This window comes from Bradyrhizobium sp. R2.2-H (assembly GCF_004346455.1).
Classification (GTDB): Bacteria; Pseudomonadota; Alphaproteobacteria; order Rhizobiales; family Xanthobacteraceae; genus Bradyrhizobium; species Bradyrhizobium diversitatis.
On record NZ_SMBR01000023.1, the window covers coordinates 65211 to 87032 of the forward strand.

General features: G+C 65.9%; 17 protein-coding genes. 5 read left to right on the top strand and 12 right to left on the bottom strand.

Annotation, left to right across the window (positions count from 1 at the left end):
- The first annotated feature begins 144 nt into the window (after positions 1–144).
- Positions 145–1335, top strand: a complete 1191-nt coding sequence (locus EDE08_RS36335; protein ID WP_131874414.1) for an ABC transporter substrate-binding protein — start codon at positions 145–147, stop codon at positions 1333–1335.
- Between the two features lie 215 nt (positions 1336–1550).
- On the opposite strand, the gene EDE08_RS36340 is transcribed toward EDE08_RS36335, so the two are convergent.
- Genes EDE08_RS36340 through EDE08_RS36355 form a run of 4 tightly spaced genes read right to left on the bottom strand, consistent with a single transcriptional unit; the run spans position 1551 to position 6149 of the window.
- Positions 1551–1937: an MAPEG family protein gene (locus tag EDE08_RS36340; protein WP_131874413.1), complete on the bottom strand. Its 387-nt coding sequence runs from the start codon at positions 1935–1937 to the stop codon at positions 1551–1553.
- 27 nt (positions 1938–1964) lie between these two features.
- Complete coding sequence (locus EDE08_RS36345) at positions 1965–3047, bottom strand: lipocalin-like domain-containing protein (RefSeq protein WP_131874412.1); 1083 nt, start codon at positions 3045–3047, stop codon at positions 1965–1967.
- Positions 3037–5499, bottom strand: coding sequence for an FtsX-like permease family protein (locus EDE08_RS36350; RefSeq protein WP_131874411.1), 2463 nt, complete (start codon positions 5497–5499; stop codon positions 3037–3039). The genes EDE08_RS36345 and EDE08_RS36350 overlap by 11 nt, the downstream gene beginning before the upstream one ends.
- A complete protein-coding gene (locus EDE08_RS36355) occupies positions 5496–6149 on the bottom strand; it encodes an ABC transporter ATP-binding protein (protein WP_131874410.1) in 654 nt (217 codons plus the stop codon). Before EDE08_RS36355 ends, EDE08_RS36350 begins: the two co-directional genes overlap by 4 nt.
- A gap of 144 nt (positions 6150–6293) precedes the next feature.
- Here EDE08_RS36355 and EDE08_RS36360 point away from each other — a divergent pair, with 144 nt between their 5' ends.
- Positions 6294–7631 (top strand): MFS transporter, encoded by a 1338-nt coding sequence (locus EDE08_RS36360; RefSeq protein WP_131874409.1) that lies wholly within the window; start codon positions 6294–6296, stop codon positions 7629–7631.
- A 234-nt stretch (positions 7632–7865) separates the two neighbouring features.
- On the opposite strand, the gene EDE08_RS36365 is transcribed toward EDE08_RS36360, so the two are convergent.
- The 6 genes from EDE08_RS36365 to EDE08_RS36395 form a co-directional block, all read right to left on the bottom strand.
- Complete coding sequence (locus EDE08_RS36365; RefSeq protein ID WP_131874408.1) at positions 7866–9581, bottom strand: N-acyl-D-amino-acid deacylase family protein; 1716 nt, start codon at positions 9579–9581, stop codon at positions 7866–7868.
- A gap of 206 nt (positions 9582–9787) precedes the next feature.
- Complete coding sequence (locus tag EDE08_RS36370; protein ID WP_131874407.1) at positions 9788–10993, bottom strand: MFS transporter; 1206 nt, start codon at positions 10991–10993, stop codon at positions 9788–9790.
- Between the two features lie 191 nt (positions 10994–11184).
- On the bottom strand, positions 11185–11343 hold the full coding sequence (locus tag EDE08_RS36375; protein ID WP_061879759.1) for a hypothetical protein: 159 nt from the start codon (positions 11341–11343) through the stop codon (positions 11185–11187).
- Positions 11344–11436: 93 nt separating this feature from the next.
- The gene (locus tag EDE08_RS36380) at positions 11437–12474 is read right to left on the bottom strand and encodes an MBL fold metallo-hydrolase (RefSeq protein WP_131874406.1); all 1038 of its coding nucleotides are present in this window, start codon (positions 12472–12474) and stop codon (positions 11437–11439) included.
- A gap of 281 nt (positions 12475–12755) precedes the next feature.
- Complete coding sequence (locus tag EDE08_RS36390; protein WP_131874404.1) at positions 12756–13895, bottom strand: acyl-CoA dehydrogenase family protein; 1140 nt, start codon at positions 13893–13895, stop codon at positions 12756–12758.
- A 168-nt stretch (positions 13896–14063) separates the two neighbouring features.
- On the bottom strand, positions 14064–15263 hold the full coding sequence (locus EDE08_RS36395; RefSeq protein WP_165936387.1) for an acyl-CoA dehydrogenase family protein: 1200 nt from the start codon (positions 15261–15263) through the stop codon (positions 14064–14066).
- Between the two features lie 135 nt (positions 15264–15398).
- Here EDE08_RS36395 and EDE08_RS36400 point away from each other — a divergent pair, with 135 nt between their 5' ends.
- Together EDE08_RS36400 and EDE08_RS36405 are read left to right on the top strand one after the other, a co-directional pair.
- Positions 15399–15944, top strand: a complete 546-nt coding sequence (locus EDE08_RS36400) for a carboxymuconolactone decarboxylase family protein (RefSeq protein WP_131874402.1) — start codon at positions 15399–15401, stop codon at positions 15942–15944.
- An 89-nt stretch (positions 15945–16033) separates the two neighbouring features.
- On the top strand, positions 16034–16528 hold the full coding sequence (locus tag EDE08_RS36405; protein ID WP_131874401.1) for a VOC family protein: 495 nt from the start codon (positions 16034–16036) through the stop codon (positions 16526–16528).
- Positions 16529–16590: 62 nt separating this feature from the next.
- On the opposite strand, the gene EDE08_RS36410 is transcribed toward EDE08_RS36405, so the two are convergent.
- Together EDE08_RS36410 and EDE08_RS36415 are read right to left on the bottom strand one after the other, a co-directional pair.
- Positions 16591–17823, bottom strand: coding sequence for an MFS transporter (locus EDE08_RS36410; protein WP_131874400.1), 1233 nt, complete (start codon positions 17821–17823; stop codon positions 16591–16593).
- 231 nt (positions 17824–18054) lie between these two features.
- A complete protein-coding gene (locus EDE08_RS36415) occupies positions 18055–19302 on the bottom strand; it encodes an MFS transporter (RefSeq protein ID WP_165936388.1) in 1248 nt (415 codons plus the stop codon).
- Positions 19303–19510: 208 nt separating this feature from the next.
- On the opposite strand from EDE08_RS36415, the gene EDE08_RS36420 reads away from it, so the two are divergent.
- Complete coding sequence (locus EDE08_RS36420; protein ID WP_165936389.1) at positions 19511–21580, top strand: prolyl oligopeptidase family serine peptidase; 2070 nt, start codon at positions 19511–19513, stop codon at positions 21578–21580.
- The last annotated feature ends 242 nt before the right edge of the window (positions 21581–21822 follow it).

Sequence of the window (21822 nt, forward strand, 5' to 3'; positions counted from 1 at the left end):
TGAGGCGCGCTTGTCCGGGACGACACCGGTTGATTGGCGCATACCCTCCATACTAACGACCAACGTGAAACGGATGGGCACGCGCGGGGTTCTTCACTAGTATCCGCGCGATTTCAAAACAGAAAACTACTGGGAGCTCAACGAATGAAATCAGCATTTTTGGTCGCCGCAGCGTCGGCCGTATTGCTCGCCGCGCCGGCCTCCGCGCAAGGCGTCAAGATCGGCATCCTCAACGATCAGTCCGGCGTCTATGCAGACTACGGCGGCAAATGGTCGGTCGAAGCGGCCAGGATGGCGATCGAGGATTTCGGCGGCGAGGTACTCGGTCAGAAGATCGAGCTCATCACCGCCGACCACCAGAACAAGCCGGACCTCGCCGCCTCGATCGCGCGCCGCTGGTACGACGTCGAGAACGTCGACATGATCACGGAGCTGACGACCTCCTCGGTCGCGCTCGCGATCCACGAGCTTTCCAAGGAAAAGAAGAAGATCGACATCGTGGTCGGCGCCGCAACATCGCGCCTCACCGGCGACGCCTGCCAGCCCTACGGCTTCCATTGGGCCTACGACACCCATGCGCTCGGCGTGGGTACCGGCGGCGCACTGACCAAGGCCGGCGGCGACACCTGGTTCTTCCTCACCGCGGATTACGCCTTCGGCTATGCGCTGGAGAAGGACACCAGCGAGATCGTCACGGCCAATGGCGGCAAGGTGGTCGGCTCGGTTCGCGTGCCGCTCAACTCCTCGGACTTCTCCTCCTTCCTGCTCCAGGCGCAGAGCTCGAAGGCGAAGATCGTGGGCCTCGCCAATGCCGGCCTCGACACCACCAACTCGATCAAGCAGGCGTCCGAGTTCGGCATCGTCTCCGGCGGCCAGAAGCTCGCGGGCCTCTTGATGACGCTCGCCGAAGTCAACGGCCTCGGTCTCCAGGCCGCCCAAGGTCTCGTTCTCACGGAAGGCTATTACTGGGATCTCAACGACAAGACGCGCAATCTCGGCGAGCGCTTCCTCAAGCGCACCGGCCGGATGCCGAGCATGATCCATGCCGGCACCTATTCGGCGACGCTGAGCTACCTGAAGGCGGTCAAGGCCGCCGGCACCAAGGACCCGGATGCCGTCGCCAAGAAGCTGAAGGAGCTGCCGGTCGACGACGACTTCGCGCAAGGCGGCAAGGTGCTCGAGAACGGCCGCATGGTCCACGACATGTATCTGTTCGAGGTCAAGAAGCCCTCGGAGTCGAAGAAGCCGTGGGACTATTACAAGCTGCTCGCCACCGTCCCCGGCGACAAGGCCTTCTTCACCGCCAAGGAAAGCGGCTGCCCGCTGACGAAGTAGGGAAGTGGCAAGGCTGCCACTGCGCCGTCGTCCCGGACAAGCGCGCCCCAAGCGCGCGCCGATCCGGGACCCATAACCACAGGCGGGCGTGGTTACGGGGACTCGGAGTTGCCAGCTCGCATCACAATTACTCCCTGTGGTTATGGGTCCCGGATCGGCGCTCACTTCGTTCGCTTGTCCGGGACGACGGCGGAATGTGTGGCGCCTGCGTCACCTCACACCATCCGCAACACCACAGCTCCCAGCGTTCCTGCCCACAACGCCATGGCGGCCAGCCCCTGGATCGCGAATCCCATGCCGCGCTTGGCCGCGGCCTTTGAATAGCCGACGAAATAGACGATGCGGCCGATGATCCAGACCACGCCGATGCCCGCCGCGATGGCGTCGCTGATGTAGATCGCGAACAGCCACAGCGCCGGCAGGAAGATCGGCATCCATTCCAGCGTGTTCATCTGGATGCGGAAGGCCCTTTCGAAATCCGGATGGCCCGACATCGCGGGCACCTTGACGCCGGTCGCGGTACGCGAGCGCGACACGTTGATGCAGGTGAAGAAATAAAACGCGATCGCCAGCAGCGTGACGAGGGCGGTGAGATGATACATCGCTAGTCCCTTCGAAGAGGTCGCGCTTCAATACCCTGTCAGCTCGAGATAGCCAACGCCGTCATGCGAGCCGGCAAAGCTGATCGGCCCTTCCCAATAGGAGAAGCCGGTCCCCATCCAGGCCTTGGAATTGAGCGGCTTGCAAGCAATCGAGAATGATCGCGAGGGGATCGTGATCTGCCATTCCACCGGCAACTTGCGTCCGGCAACGTCCGCGGTGGCGCTTGGCATCATCTGGATGTCGCCTCCCGCGATCATCTGCGTCTCGCCGGTGGCGCTGATCCAGTTGCCGAACGGATAATCCTTGCCGTCCTTCTGCCGCAGCCGGTACAGCATCAGCTTGTCGCCGGATGCGAGATGCAGCGAGAGCCAGTCCCAGCCGGTCTGGTCGGCATCGAGCGGCTGGCTGCTCCATTCCCTGTCCATCCAGGCCTGGCCCGAGACACTGGCCGGCCTGTCGTCGATGGTGAGCGTGCCCCGCGCGCGGTAGAACGGCTGGCTGTAATAGTAGGACGCCTGCCCGCGCTCGGACTTGCGGCTGTAGCCGCCATCGCCCTGCAGGACCACCGGACGATCGGCCTCCAGCGTCAATGCGTAGCTGAAATCGGTGCCGGCCGCCTTCAGTGTCAGCGGTGCCAGTGTGCGATCGTCGGTGCGCTCGAAGCCCTTCATCTCCCAGTCGTCGATCCAGGCATCGAACGGCCTGGCCGTCACGCCGGCCTGCCCCACGCCGCCGCGCGAAAACGTTTCGCTGAAGCGGTGGGTGTCGGGCCGTGTCACCGCTGCATGCGCCATCCACACCTGCTGATTGGCCCAGCCTTCGCCTTGCGGGCCCGGCTGCGCGGCCTGGCGGAACAGCGTCCATTGCAGGCCGCAAGCCGTGCCGCCGCCATCGACCAGGTTTGCCGTGAGATACCACCACTCGATGCGAAACTCCGGATGCGGCCCGTGATCGGCGGGAAAGGTGAATGTTTTTCCCGGCGTGACCTTCGCAAAGCCGTCGGCGGTCTCGCCGAGCCCGGCATAGCCCTGCGCGCCGGCGCGCCGGGCTAGAGCGAGGGCGGCGATGCCGGCGGCGAAGGCGCGCCGCGAGATCCGGTCAGCGCTCATTGGCAAACACCTTGACGAGAGTCGCCGGCTGCATCCGCGCCAGCCGCAGCACCGGCAGCAAGGCGGCCACCAGCGAAGCAAGCAGTGCGACCACGACCAGCTCGACCAATTGCAGCGGAAACACGTGGAACGGCAGCCGCCAGCCGAATGCCTTCACATTGACGATCGCAATCAGGCACCACGCCACCAGCAGGCCGAGCGGCACCGCCAGCAGGGACGTGAACAGTGCGACCGAGAGCGTCTTGGTCAGCTCGATCGCGGCAAGGCGCGGCCGCGTGACGCCGATCGCCCACAGCGGGGCGAGCTGCGGCAGGCGGGAGTTCGCCAGCGTCAGCAGGCTGGTCAGCAGCGCGATGCCGGCGACGCCGAGCGTGAAGGCGTTCAGCGCCGAGGTCACGGCGAAGGTGCGGTTGAAGATGCGGATCGATTCCGCTTTCACCGTCGCCTGGTCGGCGACGCTGCGGTCGTCGAGCCCAAACTGCTGCTGCAAGGCCGCGATCAGGCCGGGGATATTTTCCTTGGCGACGATCAGGCCCATCCGCGTCTGCGGCGTCTGCGGAAACTGCCGGATCAGCGCCGCGACATTCACGGCCAGCTGCCCCCTGGGATTGCCGTAATCGGCATAGATGCCGACGATGTCGAGCTCCCAACTGCCGCCCGGCGCCGGCACTTCGATCACGTCACCGAGGCGCACATTCAGCCGGCGGCTCAATTGCTCGCTGATGAAGGCGGCATTGCCCGGCACCAGACGGGTCCAGGCGCGGGGTGCCGCTTGCAGCAGCGGCCAGCGCTCGCGATAGAGCGCATGATCGGGCAGGCCCAGCAGCTCGACCGGCTGGCCTTGAATCTGCGCTTCCGCACGTCCGCCCGAGAGGATTGCCTGGACGTCGCTGCGCTCCTTCAGCCAGTTGCGGATCGCAACGCCCTGCGCATTGTCGGACGCGCTGATATAGACGTCGGCGGCGAGCCGCCCGTCGAGCCAGCCGATGAAGGTGCGGCTGAAGGTCTCCACCATGGTGGACACCCCGACATTGACGGCGAGCGCGAGCAGCAGCGCCATCAGCGCGAGCGACAATCCGGACAGCTGTTGACGGCTGTCCGCCCAGAACCACAGCGCAAGCGGGCCACGCGCGACGCGCTGGCCGGCGAGCAGGATGATGTCGAGGAAGGCCGGCAGGATCAGCGCAGCACCTAACATCAGGGCCGCCAGCACGCCAAAGCCCGCAATCAGCGATTGCCCGTAGTGCAGCAGCAACAGGGCGACCGCGAACACGGCGCAGGCCGCACAGCTCTGCAGGACCAGCCAGCGGCGTTGCCGCTGCTGCCAGGCGCGCGGCTGGGCGGTTGCCAGCACCGGCATTCTGACGGCCTTGATCAGGCTCGTTGCGGCCGCCACCAGCGCGCCCGCCACGCTGATGCCGATGCCGGCGAGCCACCATTCGCCTCGCAGGCTGAGCTGCCCCGGAATCTGCGCGCCATAGAGCCCGCGCAGCGATGCGGCGACGTCGGGCAGCAGGGCAGCCGCGATGAAATAGCCGCAAGCGAGCCCGATCAGCCCGGCGATCAGCGCCAGCGCCACCAGCTCGATCACCAGCACCGTGTTGACCAGCCGCGCCGAGGCGCCGCAGGCGCGCAAGGTCCGCAGCATCGGAAGCCGCTGCTCGAAGGCGAGGCCGACGGCCGAGTTGACGATGAACAGGCCGACGAAGAACGACAACAGGCCGAACGCCGTGAGGTTGAGATGGAAACTGTCGGTGAGGTGCTCGAGCTCCGTCTCGGCATCCGGCTCGACCCGCTGCAACTGCTCGCCAACGACGCTGGCGAGCGGCGCCGGCTTGCCCTTCGGCTTGCCGATCAGGAGCCGGGACACCTGATCCGGCTTGTTGAGGAGGCGCTGGGCCACGCCGATATCGACCACGAGCACATCGGGCACGAGCTGCGGCAGCACGCGCAGCGGCGGCAGCTTTGCGCCATCGCTGATGGCCGGCGCCGCGCCTTCCGCCTCATGCAAGTCGGCCAGCGTCTCCCGCGCCACCAGCGTCTGGCCCGGCGGCGCGACGAAGCTGCTCAGATCCGAGGCGCCGAGCCGCGGCGCGTTGCCGACATCGGCCGGCAGCGACACCGGCTCGATGCCGAGCAGCCGCACCGAGCGGCCGTTGATCTGGACCCGCCCCTCCAGCACCGGCGAGACCGGCCAGCCCGCGCGGCGGAGCTTGACGAACAGCTCCTGGGAAAACGTCGCCGCCTTTGGCGCCACCAGCATCGCCGTACGCGCGCCGCCGAATGTTGCCGCGGCACGGTCATAGGCATTGCGGGCCTGCTGGTTGATCGCCTGCACGCCGCTCCACAGCGCGGTCGCCGCGATCAGCCCGATCAGCAGCGTGGCGAACTGCATCTTGTGGCGCCGCCAGTGGCTGAGCAGCACGGCGAGGATCCACAGCGCGCGCCTCATGCGATGCGCCCCGCATGCAGGGTGAGGTGACGGTCGAGCGTCGCAGCCAGATGCAGGCTGTGCGTCACCATCAGGAAGCCGCAGCCGGTGCGCGCGACGAGGTCGCGCGTCAGCGCCAGCACGTCCTCGGCGGTGGCTTCGTCGAGATTGCCGGTCGGCTCGTCCGCGAGCAGCAGCGAGGGCTTTGTCGCCAGGGCCCGGCCGATCGCGACCCGTTGTTGCTGGCCGCCTGATATTTGCTCTGGATAACGCTTGAGCAGGCCGCCGAGCCCGAGCCGCTCGACAAGCTCCTTGATCCAGGCCGCATCATGCCGGCCGGCGATCCGCGCCTGGAAGGCGAGATTGTCCGCGACCGAGAGGCTCGGGATCAGGTTGAATTGCTGGAAGACCAGCCCGATGCGATCCCGCCGCAAGCTGGCGCGTCCCGCATCCGACAGCTTGGTGACCTCGATCTCCTCCAGCTGGATCGTGCCGCCGTCGGCCGCATCGAGCCCCGCGATCAGATGCAGCAATGTGCTCTTGCCGCTGCCCGACTCGCCGGTCAGCGCGACGCGTTCGCCGTACCTGAGGTCGAGATCGACGCCGCGCAGCACATGGACCGGCTCGCCGGCGGAGGAGAACGTCTTGGACAGATTTCGGATGCTCAGCACGATGAATGGCGCCGGACGGAATTGACACAATTGCTGCGTAGCACACCTGCTGCGGAAATGCCGGGTTGCGTTGGTCTTGAAGCCGTTGTTAGCTTCCAAGACGGCCAAATCAAAAAAGTGCCAAAAAGACATACGGGGAGATTCATGAGCGCTCAGGGAACGCCGTCGGCGGCGGGCAGGACGGCAGGGCAATCCAAGGCAACGCCGAAGGGCGCCTGGACCATTACATTTCTCCTCTTTCTCTTCATGGTGGTGAACTTCGCGGACAAGATCGTCGTCGGTCTCGCCGGCGTGCCGATCATGACCGACATGAAGCTCAGCGCCGAGCAGTTCGGCCTGCTCGGGTCCTCGTTCTTCTTCCTGTTCTCGATCTCTGCCATCGTGGTCGGCTTCATCGTCAACAAGGTGCCGACGCGCTGGGTGCTGCTTGCTCTGGCCGTCATCTGGGCGCTGGCGCAATTTCCGATGGTCGGCACCGTCTCCTTCACCACGCTCCTGATCTGCCGCATCGTGCTGGGCGCCGGCGAAGGCCCGGCCTTCTCGGTCGCCGCGCACGCCATCTACAAATGGTTCCCCGACGAGAAACGCACGCTGCCGACCGCGATCCTGTCGCAGGGTTCGGCCTTCGGTGTCATCCTCGCAGTGCCGGCGCTGAACTGGATCATCGTCAATCATTCCTGGCACTATGCCTTCGGCGCGCTCGGAATCGTCGGCCTGATCTGGGTTGCGGCCTGGCTCACGCTCGGCAAGGAAGGGCCGCTGGAAGACACGCAAGTCTCGGCTGCGGTCGAGCCGAAGATCCCTTATTTGCAGCTTCTCACCTCGCGCACCTTCATCGGCTGCGTCGCCGCAACCTTCGGCGCCTATTGGGCGCTGTCGCTCGGCCTGACCTGGTTCACGCCGTTCATCGTCAAGGGGCTCGGGTTCTCGCAGAGCGAGGCCGGCTTCATCTCGATCCTGCCCTGGGTGTTCGGCGCCACCATCGTCATGCTCACCGGCTGGATTTCGCAGGTGATGATGGCGCGCGGCTACAACACCCGTGCGGCGCGCGGCGTTCTCGGCTCGGTGCCGCTGGTGATCGGCGGGCTGATCCTGGCGATGATGCCGCATGTCCAGGGCGCGGGCCTTCAGATCGCGCTGCTTGTGGTCGGCTCGGGCCTGTGCGGGGCGATCTACGTCGTCTGCCCGCCCATGCTCGGCGAATTCACGCCGACGTCGCAGCGCGGCGCGGTTCTCGCGATCTACGGCGCGCTCTACACGCTCGCCGGCATCATCGCGCCGGCCGTGATGGGCGCCACGATCCAGCGTGCCGGCAGCATGCTGGACGGCTACCTGACCGGCTTCACCATCAACGCCGTGATCATGGTCGGCTCCGGCCTGCTCGGCCTGCTGCTGCTCTGGCCGAACACGGAGAGGACCAGGCTGACGCGCGGTGCCACTCCGCAGGCAGCTGCGCTGAAAGGCGCGGTGTCGCCGGGGTAGGGGAGGCGGTTAGCCGCCCCAACCACAACTGTCGTCCCGGACAAGCGTAAGCGCAGATCCGGGACCCCCGCGCGAGCGCTTGCGCTCGTCGCGATAATCACAGGGAGTGGTTTGGCGAAGGCTCGGAGTTGACAGCTTCGCACCACACGTCTCCCTGTGGTTATGGATCCCCGCTTTCGCGGCGATGACAGCGAGGATGTTGAGACGCTTTGGCGTCTCACACATAGATGTCGCCTAATTCACCCCCTGCGCACCACGAATCAGCCTCCCCGGCCGCCGTCCCGTGGCCTCACCCTGTCGCCGCGTCACCACGCCCGACACGATGGTCGCGTCGTAGCCGTCGACATCCTGCAGCAACCTCCGCCCGCCGACGGGCAGATCGTAATGCACCTTCGGCGGATGCAGGTGCAGGCGGTCGTAGTCGATCACGTTGACGTCAGCTTTATAGCCCGGAGCAACAAGCCCGCGGTCGGTGAGACCGACCGAGAGGGCGGTCTTGCGCGACTGCGCCGCGACCACGAACGGAATCGTGAGCTTCTCGCCGCGCTTGCGGTCACGCGTCCAGTGCGTCAGCAGATAGGTCGGGAAGCTCGCATCGCAGATGATGCCGCAATGCGCGCCGCCGTCGGACAGGCCCGGCACCGATTGCGGGTCGAGCAGCATCTCGCGCGTCGCATCGAGATTGCCGTCGGAATAGTTGAGGAATGGCACGTAGAGCATGCCGCGGCCATCGTCCGACAGCATGGCGTCATAGGCGAGCTCTTCCGGCCGGCGCCCCTGCCTGCGCGCCTGCGGTCCCAGCGCGTTCTCCGGCGGCTGCTCGTAGTCGGGGGGATCGCCGAGCAGGAACATCTTGTCGTAGTCGGGACGGAAGAACAGCGGATCGTCGGTCGCAGTGGCCGTCTCGCTCAGGATTGCCTTCCGCACATCAGGCTGATGCAGCCGCGCCAGCCGCTCCTGCAGCGGCAGATGGGCAATCGCCCTGTAGCTCGGATGGGTCTGGAAAGGGTTGCGCGAGAGCTCGAGCCCGAGCAGGAGCCCGACAGGGCGCGCCGCGATCTGCGCGGTGATGGAGAGGCCGCGCCGTGCTGCCGCATTGATCTCGTCCAGCGTCTGGCGCCACCGCTGCGGTGCCTTGTCGTTCTGCGTGATCGAGAACGAGATCGGGCATTTCGTCGAGTCTGCGACCCGCAGCATCATCGGCAGGTCTTCGTGGAGGGTGGAGAGGTCGAGCACGAATTGCAGCACGCTGCGGCCCTGCCGGTGCATCGCGCCGGCAATCGCGGTGAGCTCGTCCTCGCCTGCTTTCAGCGTCGGTGTGAAATCGCCGGTCGAGGTGCGGTGGTTGAGCGTACGCGAGGTCGAGAAGCCGAGCGCGCCGGATCGCACCGCCTCGCCCGCGAGCCTCGCCATCGCCGCATTGTCCTCCGCGGTCGAGGGATCGCGGCGCGCGCCGCGCTCGCCCATGACATAGACGCGCAGCGCCGCATGTGGCAGTTGCGCGCCGACATCGATGTCGAAATCGCGCCTGGAGAGCCAGTCCATGTAGTCCGGAAAGCTCTCCCAAGCCCAGGGAATACCGGCGCTCAGCACCGGCTCCGGAATGTCCTCGACGCCTTCCATGAGCTGGATCAGGCGGGTGTGGTCAGCAGGCTTGCACGGCGCAAAGCCGACGCCGCAATTGCCCATGATCGCCGTGGTGACGCCGTTCTGTGAGGACGGCGTGATGTCCTGGCTCCAGGTGACCTGCCCGTCGTAATGGGTGTGCACGTCGACGAAGCCCGGGGTCACCAGCTTGCCGCGCGCGTCGATCTCTTCGCGGCCTGTGCCTGCGACCTTCCCGACCGCGCTGATCTTGCCGCCGCTGATCGCGACATCAGCCTCGAACAATTCGCCGCCGCGCCCATCCGCAACGGTGCCGCCGCGGATCACGAGATCAGGGGTGCTCATGGTGTTTCTTCCCGATTGTTGTTTTGCTTTTCTCTATCCGTCGTCCCGGACAAGCGAAGCGCCGATCCGGGACCCATATCCACAGGGAGACGTTTTGTGAAGACTCGTAGTGACCAGTCTGCGCTGCGATTCCTCCCTGTGGCTATGGGCTCCTGCGCCCCGTGCGCAATTGCGCACTCGGCAGGGACGACAGTTGAATTTGTAGCTCAAGCTTTGGCCGGCTTCCGTTCCGTGAACGGCGACAGCACCACCGTCGCGAGCATGAAGATCACGGACGCGCCGAACACCCAATGCGGCGCGCTTTGATCCATGATCCAGCCGAACAGCAGCGGTGAGACGATGCCGCCGAGATTGAAACCGGTCGAGACGATGCCGAAGGCACGCCCCGCAGCGCCGGCGGGCGCCGCATTGCGCACCAGCATGTCGCGCGAGGGCGCGATCACGCCGGAGAGGAAGCCCGCGGTCGCCATCGTGGCGGTCAGCGCCCAGCCCGGCAGCGTCACCAGCGCGATCAGCAGCACGATTGCCGCATTCGCCGCAAAGCAGGCCGCCGCCACATAGCCGTGACGCTCGGTGTGGTCGGCGAGGAAGCCGCCCGCGAGCACGCCCGCGGCGCTGGCGGCGAGGAATGCGGTCAATGCGACGTTGGCGATCGAATAAGAGGCACCATACCCGCTCATCAGCGCGACCACGCCGAAATTGTTGATACCTGCGACCGACAGGCTGAGCAGCATGAACAGCGCGGTCAACGTGATCAGAGCTGGCGTGATCACCGCCTGCTTCGGCGCGCTTTCGCCACCCGGCTTCTTCTTGTGCGCGCCGGCCTCGGGAATGCCCATGGCGATCAGCAGCAACGCCACCAGGATCGCGATCGCGCCCGACGCGATCAGCGCACCGACGCCGCCGGACAGGGTGACCAGCGCGGCAACGATCGCCGGCGTCACCGCACCGCCGAGATAGCCGGCAAAGGTGTGGACCGAGAAGGCGCGCCCCATCCGCGCTTCGTCCATGTGCTCGGCCAGGATCGCGTAATCGGCGGGATGATAGACGCTGTTGGCGAGGCCAAGCAGCACGGCGCAGGCGATCAGCGAGGCGTAGCTGAGGTGCAGGCCGAGCAGGATCAGCGCGAGCCCGCCGAGCGTCAGCCCGACTAGCAGGATTTTGCGCGCGCCAAAATGATCGACGAGATAGCCGGTCGGCGCCTGCGTCAGACCCGATACGACGGCAAGCGTGGTAAGCGCGAAGCCGAGCTCGACATAGCCGACGCCGAGCTTTTCCCTCAGGAACGGAAACAGCATCGGCAGGACCAGCAGATGGAAATGGCTGACCCAATGCGCGATCGAAATTCCGGTCAGCGTGCGCAGCGCATTGTCCGCCTTGCCATGCTGCGGTGCGGCGAGAACGTCGACCATTGCAGTTCCGTTTCACTCCCGATGGAGGAGCAAACTATCGGGGAGGGCGGCTATTTGTCCATGAACGCAGGCGCATGGCAGCTAGCGCGGGCGGGGGAAGTGAGGGGCATCGGGTGTGCCGCCACGCCGTCGTCCCTGCGCCCGTGCGCAATTGCGCACTCGGCAGGGACGACAACGGAGTTCGGGGCTGCTCACAACGGCTCGTCATCCGGGCCATACCGATCCCGCTTCGGCGTTGCGATGTCGCCGTCTTCGTAATCGTCATCGTCAATCTCGCGCCGGGGCGAGGGCTTCTTTGCCTTGTCTTGCGCCTGCTTCGGCGGTTCGCTCGGTTTTACGGTCTTGGCCATGGCTGGTCCCGGATGGGTGATGCTGCATCCGAATGAATCTTTCCGCCCAATATGTGCGGTTCCTGGCCCAACTCAAGGCTCGCGACGAGGCCGTCAGTGCAGCACCGGTCCGCCCGCCTTCTTCCAGGCATCGATGCCGCCGGCGATGTGGGCGGTGTTGAGAAGTCCCGCTTCCTTCGCAGCCGCCACGGCCATCGCCGAGCGTTCGCCGAAGGCGCAGAAGAACACCACACGGCGGCCGGTGGCGGCCGCGACCTCGCGCAGCATGCCGCCGGGCTTGAGGCTCTCCTCGACGGAGGGATAGGGCGTGTGCAGCGCGCCTTCGAGCGTGCCGTGCTTCAGCCGCTCGTTGGTCTCGCGCAGGTCAACCAGCAGGATGTCAGGCCGGCCGAGCGCGCGGATCGCCTCGACGGCGCTGAGCGCGCGGCCTTCCTTTTCCAGCTCCTCCTGATGCAGGCCGACATGCATGTTGGCGGGCACCGCCACGTCCATCATCTTCGGATTGGGCAGCTTCAGGTTCGCCATCAACTCGATATATTCGTCGACCGAGCGCACCTGCAGCCGCGGATTGTAGCGCTTCTCCTCGCCGATGGTGGAGACGGTGTCGCCCTTGTAGTCATGCGCCGGGAACACCATCGTCTCGTCCGGCAGCTTGAGCAGGCGGTTGAAGATCGAATCGTATTGCGCGCGCGAGGATCCGTTCTGGAAATCGGTGCGGCCGGTGCCGCGGATCAGAAGCGTGTCGCCGGTGAAGACGCGGTCGCCCATCAGATAGGAATAGGAATCGTCGGTGTGACCCGGCGTGTACATCACGTCGAGCGACAAGCCCTCGATCGTCACCTTATCGCCGTCGGCCACCCGCATCGCCACCACGTCGGCCTTGGTCTGATCGCCCATCACGGTCATGCAATGGGTGCGGTCGCGCAGTTCGCCGAGGCCGGTGACGTGGTCGGCATGCAGATGGGTATCCACTGCCTTCACCAGCTTCAGGTCGAGCTCGCGCAGCAGTTGGCAGTAGCGGTCGACCTTTTCCAGCACGGGATCCAGGATGAGCGCCTCGCCGCCGGCACGGCTGGCCAGAAGATAGCTGTAGGTGCCCGAAACGCTGTCGAAGAGCTGGCGGAAGATCATGGCGGGAAGTCCGGCAGTGGAACCAATTTTTGGAGATTCTACTACATTCCGGGCCAGAAAGAGAAGCAATTCACTGTGTAGACAGGAAGATTTAGAAGATTCTTATTGCGGAGTTAGGGGCCGCGCCGTTTCCCATCCACCGCTATCGTCGCCCGCAGGCGGGCGATCCAGTATTCCAGAGACGGCAAACGCATGCGGAGAGGCCACGGCGTACTGGGTCGCCCGGTCGAGCCGGGCGACGACACCGAGGGTGAGGTGCGCCCTCGCGCCCGAGCTCCGCCTCAATACCCCCGCGCCCTCGCCAGCTGCTCGGTGTGGTAATTGGCATCGCCGAACAGTTCCTCGCAGACCCGGGCGCGCTTCATGAAGAAGCCGATGTCGAACTGGTCGGTCATGCCCATGCCGCCATGCATCTGCACGCCTTCCTGCACCGCGCGGGTGGCGGTGGTGCCGGCACGGGCCTTTGCGACTGCGACGGCTGAGGCGGCCTTGGCGACGTCGGCATCCAGGGCCTGCAGCGCCTTCATCACCGCGGCGCGGGTGATCTCGATGTCGACATAGAGCTCGGCGGCGCGGTGCTGGAGGGCCTGGAATTCGCCGATCAGCTTGCCGAACTGCTTGCGGCTCTTCAGGTACTCGACGGTGCGGCCAAACACCTCCTCGCTGAGACCGACCATTTCGGCGGCGACCGCGCCGCGGCCGATATCGAGCACGCCGTCGAGCAGAGTTGCGCCCTGATCGACCTCGCCGAGCACGCTGTCGGCATTGACCTCGACATTGGCGAATTCGATCCGCGCTGCATTGTGCGCATCGACCATGATGGTGCGCTCGATCGCGACACCCTTCGCCGCGGGGTTCACCAGGAACAGCGTCAACCCCTCGCGCTCACCGGCGGCGCCCGTCGTGCGCGCGGCGACGATCAGGAGATCGGCGACGTGACCGTCGACCACCAGCGCCTTGGCACCGCTGAGCTTGAACCCGTTGCCGGCGCGCACGGCCTGCAGGCCGGTGTGGAGCGGACGGTGCTTGGCGCCCTCGTCGATTGCGAGCGTTGCGAGCAGCGACCCGCTTGCGATCTTCGGCAGATATTCCGATCTCTGCGCGGAATTGCCGCCGCGGTTCAGCGCCGAGGCCGCGACCACTGAGGTCGCGAGGAAGGGCGATGGCATCAGGGTGCGGCCGATCTCCTCCATCACGACGCCAGCCTCGACATGGCCGAGGCCACTGCCGCCGAACTCTTCCGGCACGAGTAGACCGGCAAAGCCCATCTCGGCAAAGGAATGCCAGAGCTCCTTGGAGAAGCCGGTGCGATCCTTGCTGTCGCGCAAGTGACGCAGGTGCGACACCGGCGCCTTGTCGCTGATCAGCCCGCGCGCGCTGTCGCGGAGCATCGATTGTTCTTCGGTGAGGACGAGGGCCATGTGTGTGTTTCCGATTCGAAAATCTATCTGTGTCGTCATTCCGGGATGGCCCGAAGGGCCAGGCCCGGAATCCATAACCACGATCGGGAGTATGGATTCTCAGATGCGCAATTGCGCATCTTAGCTCGCGCTACGCGCGCCCCGGAATGACGGGTGGAGAGAGCGTGTTCACGCCCCCGGCAGATCCAGGATGCGCTTGGCGACGATGCCGAGCATGACCTCGGACGTACCGCCCTCGATCGAGTTGGCCTTGGTGCGCAGCCAGGCGCGCGGGCGGGCGCCCTGCCTGGAGCGCTCGCTCTCCCATTCCAGCGCATCGACGCCGCCGGCCGACATCAGGATCTCGTGGCGGCGCTTGTTGAGCTCGGTGCCGTAATACTTCATCGCCGACGAGAACGCCGGATGCGCCTGCCCGGCCTTGGCGAGATCGACCGCGCGCTCGGCGCAGGCCGCGAGCGCGGCTTCATCGACGTCGAAGCGCGCGATCTGGCCGCGCAGCATAGCATCGTCCAGCCTGCCCTGCTCATCGGTGCCGACGGAGTCCGCCGCGATCTGGCCGAGCGGCCGGCCGACGCCGCGCTCGCCCATCCCTGAGATCATCGCGCGCTCGTGCTGGAGCAGATATTTTGCGACGTCCCAGCCGCGGTTGATGGTGCCGACCACGTGCGACTTCGGCACGCGGACATTGTCGAAGAAGGTCTCGCAGAACGGCGAATAGCCGGAGATCAAAAGGATCGGCTTGGTCGAGACGCCCTTCGAGGTCATGTCGAACAGGATGAAGCTGATGCCGTCATGCTTCTTCGCAGTGGGATCGGTGCGCACCAGGCAGAAGATCCAGTCGGCGTAATTGGCGTAGGACGTCCAGATCTTCTGGCCCGTGATGATGAAGTCGTCGCCGTCGCTCTCGGCGCGGGTCTGGAGCGAGGCGAGATCGGAGCCGGCGTTCGGCTCGGAATAGCCCTGGCACCAGCGGATCTCGCCCGCCGCGATCTTCGGCAGATGCTCCTTCTTCTGGGCGTCGTTGCCGTATTTCAAGAGCGCCGGCCCGAGCATCCAGATGCCGAAGCTCGACAGCGGCGGGCGCGCGCCGATCCTCGCCATCTCGGAGCGCAGCACCTTGTGCTCGGCCGCGCTCAGGCCGCCGCCGCCATACTCCTTCGGCCAGTCGGGGACGGTCCAGCCCTTGTCGCGCATCCGCTCGAACCAGATGCGCTGCGGCTCGGACGAGAATTTTGCGTTGCGTCCGCCCCAGAAGACGTCGGCATCCGACGTCGCGGGCTTGCGCATTTCCGGCGGGCAATTGGCTTCGAGCCAGGCGCGCGTCTCGTTGCGGAATGTTTCGAGATCGGCGGTCTCAGTGTCGCTCATGGTCGTTTCCATCAATCAAAAAGACTTGTTGGGCACGACTCTGGGCCAAGCCCCCGCGGAATTCAACCACTTCCGCGAGCCGCAGTCGGCTATAGTCGCGGCAAGACGGTGCTTGAAAACAAAGAGGAAACGACAATGCGCCTGAAGCTTCTTTCGCCTGGCGAAATGAACGAGAGCCAGCGGCAGACCTATGACGAATCGATTGCCGGCAAGCGCGGCAAGCCGCCGGCGCCGATGATGGCCTGGCTCAACAGTCCGGAGATGGCGCGTCACGCGACGCGGCTCGGCGAGGTCATGCGCTTCGACACGATATTTCCGGCAAAGCTCTCGGAGATCGCGATCCTGGTGACGGCGCGGCACTGGACCGCGCATTACGAATGGTATGCGCACAAGCGCCTCGCGCTTGCGGGTGGCATGAAGGGCGAGATCATCGACGCGATCCGCGACCGCCGCACGCCGGACTTCGACGACCCCAAGGGGAAGATGATCTACGATCTCGCGAAGTCGCTGCACGAAGGCCACGGCGTCGAGAAGGGGCTCTACGACGACGCGGTAAAACTGCTCGGTGAGCGCGGCGTCGTCGAGGTGATCGGGCTGTGCGGCTATTACACGCTGGTATCGATGACGCTGAACACGTTCGAGTTCGGCCTGCCCGAGGGCGAGGTGTCGGAGCTGGCCTAGCTTCTTATCTGGAAACGATGGGTTTCGAGATGAGCAATGGCGCTGTCCCGAGCCCCGCCCTATGTGGAGCTCAGCAACGGAGCATTTCCATGTCGCAAAGCCCCGCCGTCGCCGCCGGCACCAGGATCGGCCACGTCCACCTCAAGGTCGCCGATCTCGATCGCGCGCTCGGCTTTTACTGCGGCGTACTCGGCTTCGAGCTGATGCAGCGCATGGGCTCGGGCGCGGCCTTCATCTCGGCCGGCGGCTATCACCATCACATCGGGCTCAACACCTGGGAGAGCAAGGGCGGCTCGCCGCCGCCGCCTGATGCGACCGGGCTGTTTCACACCGCAATCCTCTACCCGACGCGGCCGGCGCTGGCGGATGCGCTGCATCGGGTGCTCACGGCCGGCATCGTGCTGGATGGTGCCAGCGATCACGGCGTCAGCGAGGCGCTGTATCTGCGCGATCCCGACCAGAACGGCGTCGAGCTGTATTGGGACAGGCCCAGGGAGCAATGGCCGTTCGGGCCGGACGGGAAGCTGGCGATGTTCACCAAGCGGCTGGATGTCGAGGCGTTGCTGAAGCAGCGGGAAGCGTGATCTCGTAGCCGGAGCACGTAGGGTGGGTTAGCCGTGCGGATGCGCGAAGCGCAGCCGCAGGGCTAACCCACCCTACGAAGATTTCGCCCCCGCACCATGATCAGCGCCGCGGCTATCACCTCGAGCGCGATGCAGAGATAGAACGGCAGCGCGTAGCCACCGGAGAGATCGCGCAAGGCCCCGACGACGCCCGGGCCGAACGCGTAGGTCACCTGGTTGATCGCCGTGTTCAAGCTGATCAGCACGCCGAACGCGGCGCTGTCGAACTCCTGCTGCACGATCAGCGACGGCAGCGTGATGAGGTTGCCGACCGAGAAGCCGAACACCGCGCAGGCCGCGATCAGCACATAGTCATCGTGCAGATTGATGACGACGAGAAGCGCAGCCGCCTGGCTGAGGAACGACAGCGCGGAGGCAAGGCGCTGATCGAGGCGGTCGATCACCAGCGAGAACAGCACGCGGCCGACCACGGCCATCGCCGTCAGCACCGCGACGGCGACGGCGGCGCGCTCGCGGCCGATCACGGGGTCGAGGAACGAGATCAGGTGCACGATGAAGCCCACCTGCGCGAACAGCACCAGGGCAAAGGCGATCGTCACCGTGAGGAAGCCGACGTCACGCAGCGCCCATGCGCGGATCTGCGTCGAGGATTGCGGTTTGGCCTTCGCCGTCGCGTGCCAGCCATGACGATCGGGCGGATGGCCGACGAGAAGCAGGATGACCGGCAGCAGCAGCACCAGCATGGCGCCGGCGGCGGCATACATCGCGCTGGCGAAGCCGACATGGCCGATCAGCGTCACCAGCAGCGGTACGCCGACGATGCCGCCGAAGCTTGCGCCGTTCAGGGCCAGGCTGATCGCCATGCCGCGCTTGCGGTCGAACCACAGGCTGATCGTGTTGGTGATCATGGCGAGACTGGTGCCGGCCCAGCCGAAGGCAAGCACGGCGTTCGCGAGATAGAGCTGCCAAGGCTCGCGCACCGCGCCGATCGCGACCGCGGCCGCCGCCATCGCCAGCGTGCCGGCAATCAGGCAGATACGCGGGCCGTATTTCCGGACGGCTTCGCCGACGAAAACGACCAGCAGCGCCCCGAACAGATAGAAGAACGTCGTCCCAGCGGAGATCAGCGTCGTCGGCCACCCCCGCGCGCGCTGGAGCTCGGCGACATAGACGCTCTGGCCGTAGAAGCCGAGACCCCAGCCGAAGGTGGCGAGCAGGAAGCAGACCGCAACGATGCGCCAGCCTTCGTAGCGGAGGGAGGATTCGTCGATCTTGGCGGGCCTTGATGTGTCCACTCGTTCTTCTCGTTATCGCCTCTTCCGTCATTCCGGGGCGCCCGAGGGGCGAACCCGGAATCTCGAGATTCCGGGTTCGATGCTGCGCATCGCCCCGGAATGACGGCAAGAACTGAATCACGCACCGGCCAGGGGCAAGCCCATCCATGACGAGCATCATGTAACAACCTGGCCCTGGAAAATCACTTCGACGGCGATCGAAGTATCAACGCTGCTGACAGCCTCCCGCCATCAGACAGCGTCCGGAAACTCGCCCATGGCCGCATCCAGCCGCGCTTTGCGGCGGCGGGCCCAGGAGACCAGCGAGAGCACGGCAAGACCCAGCACGACAGGCGGGAACACCACCAGGTTCACCGCCGACCAGCCGTAATTGGCGAGCAGCTGGCCGGAGGAGAATGAGCCGATCGCCATCATGCCGAACACCAGGAAATCGTTGAAGGCCTGCACCTTGTTGCGCTCCTGCGGCCGGTGCGTCTCCAGCACCAGCGCGGAGGCGCCGATGAAGGAGAAATTCCAGCCGACGCCGAGCACGACCAGCGTCGCCCAGAAATGCATCGCCGTGAGGCCGGAGAGGCCGATGCCAGCGGCGCCGGCTTCCAGCAGCAGGCCGGCGGCCACGACCTTCGGCGCACCGAAGCGGGCGATCAGCGTGCCCGTGAAGAAGCTCGGTCCGTACATCGCGACGATGTGCCATTGCAGGCCGAAATTGGAATCGGACACGCTGAGGCCGCACAGCTTCATGGCGAGCGGCGCCGAGGTCATCACCAGGTTCATCATGGGATAGGAGATGACGCCGCACAGCGCCGCCGCGATGAAGCGCGGCTGCGTCACGATGGTGAGCAGCGGCCGGCCGCCGTGCAGATCGGCCGGCGCGGGCTTGGGCATGTCGACGCCGGCGACGATGCCCATCGCGACCAGCGCGACGGCGGCCTGCACCAGGAAGCTGAAGGCGAACAGATAGGGCTGCCAGACGTCCATGGTCCATTGCACGAGCTGCGGACCGAGCACGCCGGCGAACACGCCGCCCGCCATCACCCAGGACACCGCCTTCGGACGGTAGGCCGCGCTGGCACCATCGGCGGCGGCGAAGCGATAGGATTGCGCCACGGCGCCGTAGAGGCCGCCGAGGAAGGTCGCGACACAGAACAGTGCGAACGAGCCGTGCAGGATCGCGACCGAGCCGAGCAGGCCGGTGAGCGTGCCGAGGCCCGTGCCGATGACGAAGGCCACGCGGCGACCGAAGCGACGCGAGATCGCGCCGGTCGGCAGCGTGCCGGCGGCAAGTCCCACCACATACATCGAGATCGGCACGGTCGCGAACGACATGTCGGGCGCGAGCGTGGCGCCGACGATCGCGCCGGTGGCGAAGATCACGGCCGAGTTGGCGCCGGTCAGCGCCTGCGCCGCGGCAAGGCGCACCACATTGGCACGCACGCGGACGTCGTCGGCGATCTCATTGACTGCAGTCACGTCCAGCATCGGCATTTCCGCCCCAAGGGGACTTTCAAGGGCTCATGAGGGCTCTGTTGATTCCCGGCAATATGGAGGGGCGGGGGAAGGTGAACAACCGGCGCAAACGGGCGCAGGCCATGCCTCTGACGCAATCGACCGAATGATAACGGATCGCGCCCTTGACGGCTTGCGCTCGATCAAATCCTATCCGCCGCGAATTTTTGGAGTTTCGCTCATGTCCGTCGACGACAGGCCCACGCTTCAAGCTCCCGACGACGATCCCTGGCTGTGGCTGGAGGAGATCGAGGGCACGCAGGCGCTCGATTTCGTGGAGCGGCAGAACAGCCTGACGCTCGCCGCGTTCGGCGGAGCGGCTTTCGCCCGCGACCGCGATCTGCTTGCCGCGATCTACGACCGCCCCGACAACATTCCCTATGTCAGCCGGCGCGGCAACGACCTCCACAACCTCTGGAAGGATGCCAGCAACCCGCGCGGCCTGTGGCGGCGCACGACGCTGGCGGAATTTCGCAAGGCCGACCCGGCATGGGAGACCATGCTGGATATCGACCGGCTCGCAGCGAGCGAAGGCGAGGACTGGCTGCTCGGCGGGATCGCCACGATGCCGGGCAGCTCGCGGGCGATCCTGAGCCTGTCGCGCGGCGGCAGCGACGCCGTCACCTTGCGGGAATTCGACCTCGCCACGAAGAGCTTCGTGGCGGACGGCTTCACGCTGCCGGAGGCCAAGGGCAGCGTCGACTGGCTCGATGCCGACACGCTGCTGCTGTCGAGCGCGCACGGCGAGGGCATGGCGACGAGCTCGGGATATGCGCGGACGGTTCGCCTGTGGCGGCGCGGCCAGCCGGTCGAGCAGGCGGAGGTGATCATCGAGACCGCGGCCGATCACATGACGATCTATGGCAGCGCCGACGACACCGGCGCGGCGCCGCGGGTCTGGATCGTCGACCAGATCGACTTCTTCAATCACGCGATCCGGCTGCGCGATGCGGCGGGCACGACGACGAAGCTCGATCTGCCGACCGGAATCTGGATGCAGGCGCATGGCGACTGGTTCGCGATGAAGCTCCGCAAGGACTGGCAGGTCGAAGGCCGGACCTATGCCACCGATACCGTGCTCGGCATCTCGCTTTCGGCGTTCCTGGCCGGCAGCCGCGATTTTGTCGTCCTGTTCGAGCCCGCACCGCGGCGCGCGCTGCAAGGGTTGTTCTGGGCCGGCGGAAGGCTGGTGCTCTCGATCCTCGACGAGCTCAAGCCTCGCTTCGAGATCTGCACACCATCCGCCACTAGCTGGAGCCGCGAGACGCTTGACGGCCTGCCGGGAATCGGCGTCGTCGACGTCTGGCCGCTCGATCGCCATGCCTCCGAAAGCAATGGCGACCTGCTCGCCAATGTGCAGGATCCGCTCACGCCGCCGTCGCTGCTGTTGATCGAGCGCGGCGTTGCCAGTCCGACCGTGCTGAAGCAGGCGCCGAAGACGTTCACCGCCGACGGCCTCGTGGTGACCCAGCACGAGGCGATCTCTGTTGACGGCGAGCGTATTCCCTATGTGCAGACCGGGCCCGCCGGGGAGACCGGCGACGCGCCAGTCTATATGAGCGCCTATGGCGGCTTCGGACTTGCCGTGAAGCCGTACTACAATGCCTCGCTCGGCAAGCTGTGGCTGGAGCGCGGCGGCACGACGGTGCAGGCGAATTTGCGCGGCGGCGGCGAGTTCGGCACACGCTGGCACGATGCCGGACGGCTGGCCGGCAAGAAGCTGTCGCACGACGATTTCGCGGCAGTGGCCGCTGACCTCGTCCGCCGCGGCGTGACGCAACCGAGGCGCATCGCGGCGCATGGCGGGTCGAACGGCGGCATCCTCATCACCAACATGCTGGTGCGCTACCCCGAGCGCTTCGGCGCACTGTTCTGCACCATCCCGCTGATCGACATGCGCCGATACACCAAGCTGCTCGCGGGCGCGAGCTGGATCGCCGAATATGGCGATCCCGACAAGCCCGACGAGTGGGAGTGGCTGAAGACCTACTCCGCCTATCACAACGTGAAGGCCGGGCAGGCCTATCCGCCGATCCTGATCGCGACCACGCGGCGCGACGACCGCGTCCATCCCGGCCATGCCCGCAAGATGGCCGCAAAACTCCAGGCGATGGGCTTTGAAGCCTGGTTCTACGAGCCGGCTGCGGGCGGCCACGGCTACGGCAAGGACAACAAGGAGCGCGCCGGCTTCGAGGTGCTGGGTTTTCGGTTCTTGAAGGAGAGGATCGGGTGGAAGGACGGGGAAGTGTAGTCGTGACCCCGCCTCAAGCCTCTGATCGCTTCGCGACGTAAGGTGGCCACCACTCTCTCATTCCCTCCCCCCTTGCGGGGGAGGGGCAGGGAGGGGGGTGCCACACGGGGACTCTCTCGATGTACGCGCGACATGATCGGAGATGGTTAGAGCGGTTCACGAATTTATTGAATCGGAAGGGATTCCGGATCTGGGGCGAATATGATTCAAGATGCTGGCTGGGCTGGAGGCCAGCATCCGAT

Coding starts and splice junctions, on each gene's coding strand:
- EDE08_RS36340 (WP_131874413.1), bottom strand. CDS start 1,937: ATGTATCATCTCACCGCCCTCGTCACGCTGCTGGCGATCGCGTTTTAT.
- EDE08_RS36345 (WP_131874412.1), bottom strand. CDS start 3,047: ATGAGCGCTGACCGGATCTCGCGGCGCGCCTTCGCCGCCGGCATCGCC.
- EDE08_RS36350 (WP_131874411.1), bottom strand. CDS start 5,499: ATGAGGCGCGCGCTGTGGATCCTCGCCGTGCTGCTCAGCCACTGGCGG.
- EDE08_RS36400 (WP_131874402.1), top strand. CDS start 15,399: ATGCGCCTGAAGCTTCTTTCGCCTGGCGAAATGAACGAGAGCCAGCGG.
- EDE08_RS36420 (WP_165936389.1), top strand. CDS start 19,511: ATGTCCGTCGACGACAGGCCCACGCTTCAAGCTCCCGACGACGATCCC.
- EDE08_RS36395 (WP_165936387.1), bottom strand. CDS start 15,263: ATGAGCGACACTGAGACCGCCGATCTCGAAACATTCCGCAACGAGACG.
- EDE08_RS36405 (WP_131874401.1), top strand. CDS start 16,034: ATGTCGCAAAGCCCCGCCGTCGCCGCCGGCACCAGGATCGGCCACGTC.
- EDE08_RS36370 (WP_131874407.1), bottom strand. CDS start 10,993: ATGGTCGACGTTCTCGCCGCACCGCAGCATGGCAAGGCGGACAATGCG.
- EDE08_RS36375 (WP_061879759.1), bottom strand. CDS start 11,343: ATGGCCAAGACCGTAAAACCGAGCGAACCGCCGAAGCAGGCGCAAGAC.
- EDE08_RS36390 (WP_131874404.1), bottom strand. CDS start 13,895: ATGGCCCTCGTCCTCACCGAAGAACAATCGATGCTCCGCGACAGCGCG.
- EDE08_RS36415 (WP_165936388.1), bottom strand. CDS start 19,302: ATGCTGGACGTGACTGCAGTCAATGAGATCGCCGACGACGTCCGCGTG.
- EDE08_RS36335 (WP_131874414.1), top strand. CDS start 145: ATGAAATCAGCATTTTTGGTCGCCGCAGCGTCGGCCGTATTGCTCGCC.
- EDE08_RS36380 (WP_131874406.1), bottom strand. CDS start 12,474: ATGATCTTCCGCCAGCTCTTCGACAGCGTTTCGGGCACCTACAGCTAT.
- EDE08_RS36360 (WP_131874409.1), top strand. CDS start 6,294: ATGAGCGCTCAGGGAACGCCGTCGGCGGCGGGCAGGACGGCAGGGCAA.
- EDE08_RS36365 (WP_131874408.1), bottom strand. CDS start 9,581: ATGAGCACCCCTGATCTCGTGATCCGCGGCGGCACCGTTGCGGATGGG.